The sequence below is a fragment of the Streptomyces sp. NPDC060184 genome, assembly GCF_042728795.1.
Classification (GTDB): domain Bacteria; phylum Actinomycetota; class Actinomycetes; order Streptomycetales; family Streptomycetaceae; genus Streptomyces.
In genome coordinates this window covers 1-2,134 of sequence record NZ_JBHWYX010000099.1, presented here as the reverse complement: position 1 = coordinate 2,134, position 2,134 = coordinate 1, and the positions used below count along the sequence as shown (strand labels likewise).

General features: G+C 68.8%; 1 protein-coding gene. It reads left to right on the top strand.

The genetic code is table 11. The features are described 5' to 3' along the window. Positions 1-391: 391 nt before the first annotated feature. Positions 392-2,134 (top strand): hypothetical protein (locus tag ACFWEE_RS32605; protein WP_386894848.1); only part of this gene is annotated, 1,743 nt, incomplete at its 3' end.

Below are 2,134 nucleotides of genomic sequence, written 5' to 3'. Positions count from 1 at the left end.
CACCGACGCCGTCGCCCCCCGCATGCTCCCGATCCCACGCGGCCCCCGACCGAACTCCGACTCAGAAGCAGAAGACTCCGACGACACCGACTGGGGCCCTTCTTCCCCGACCGTCGGCACGTCTGGGCACACGACGGCGTTTCCTCCGCCTGCTGCCGCGCCGACGCCGGTCTACCTGCCGCCGGCGCCCGCACAGCCCGACGAGCAGGCGGACCCCGAGAGCGGTCAGGACGACCAGGACAGTCGGCGAAGTGCGTCCCCGCCGGTACCGACCGCTCTCTCACCCGACGCACTGCCGGCGGGCCCCTTCACCGCGGCGACACTCTGGTCGAACGCTCCGGGGCTGCCTGACTTCAGCGTGATCACTCTGGGGGACGGCAGGACTTACCCCATGGTCTACCCGGGCGACCGGGCGATCTTCCAGTGGACTGACCCGTATGAGGGCGTGAACGCCTACGACTCGCTGCTGGTGACGAGCCAGCAGTACTTGTCACTCATCGTGCAGCGGGCCGGCGTCGTCGCCGCCGACGAGAACGCCTCCGGGGTCGAGAGGAACGCTGCGGAGCGACTGCTGACGACGAACTCCCTCTTGGAGGCGGACGGGTGGCTCCCGGAGTACCGCAGCGAGTTCCTGCGGATGCAGATGCTGCTCGGCGAGGGCGACCTGTTGGACGGGCTGCCGGCCCGACTGGAGTCGGACGCAGGCCCGGTGTGGGCGCTGACCGACCCCACCGACAGCGCCCCCTCTGCGCAGCGTCCAGTGGGCGGATCCCTGCGCGGTGAGCACGGCGTATCCTCCCGTTTCCACGCCTGGGTGAACGACAACGGCGGGGACAGCGACTGGCTGGCCGACTGGTCCAACGGCCAGGCCGGTGGCTCCATCCATTCGAGTGCTCAGTACTTCAAGGTGATGGTCAGCCACTTCCGTCCCCCGCGGAACGGGGAGGGCTACCACATGTCCCGGCTCGACGAGCAGAGCAGCCTCGTGCGCAGCGACAGCTGGCAGGACGGGGGCAGAGACTTCCCGGTGACCGCCTTCACTCCCACGTACGTCCGGAGCATGGCGGCTCAACACGCCTTCACCTATGAGGTGTTGCATCGGGTACAGATCCCGAACGTCGACGCCGCGCGAGGGGTCGTACAGCTCATCCGTCTGGAGGAGCGAAGCCTGCTCGAGCAGTACAACGAGACCATGCCTCCGGTGGGCGGACAGGTTCAGATGAAGCGGGGCCCTGCGGAGTCGTACAGTCTCATGGAGCCGTACAAGGACCCCACGGACACGGACAGTCACACACTGGGCCCCTTCTGGGTGACCTCCCAAGAGGTGCCCCTGCACCACGTGTTCGGCACCTACCTCCAGAGCCGGGCTGTGCCCAAGGGGGATACATGGTCGGAGCACACCCTCTTCCTGCGTGAGGACGAGAACGAGTTCCTCGCACTGGGCGAAGGCGCACCCATCACCTACCACGGCACGAACACGCCGATCGTCCTGCCCGTCACACCCACCCCACCCCAGACCGTCTCCGCCCGAGCGCCCCGGCCCGGACAGAAGTCGGGCGAACAGTCACCCCGGCGGGAGACCGCAACAGCGCCGAGCGACGAACCGCCGAGCACCGACGAGCCGCTGACCGAGAAGGAGATCGCCGCACGGGCCCGCCTGCGCGCCGCCGAGTCCGCCCTGGAAACCGCCGGCCAGTACGCCGACGACCTCCAGCACCGGATCGACACCGCCACCGATCCACAGCAAGAGGCCTCCCTGCGAGCGGAATGGGCAAGGCATACGACCGTCCTCGCAGACGCCCTCAGGGACGTCGATCTCGCGCTCGCTGAAACACGGCCCGCTCCCGCCGACGCCGAGCCCGCCACGCGGCCCCGGATGCGACCGGACCGCACCCCCCGCTTCACCGTCCCCTCCCGCTTCGACGTCCGCCGCTTCCTGCACGACGACGACACCGTCACCGACCTCACCATCACCGTCGCCTTCAACGGCGCCAACAGCACGACGGCATGGAACAAACTCCGCCAAGGGGTCGAGGAGTACTACAACGCTCCCGGACACCGCCTGCCCAACGGCGACCTCCTCCACATCACCGTCGAACCCGCCCCACCCGGCACCACAGCCCACCTGACCGTC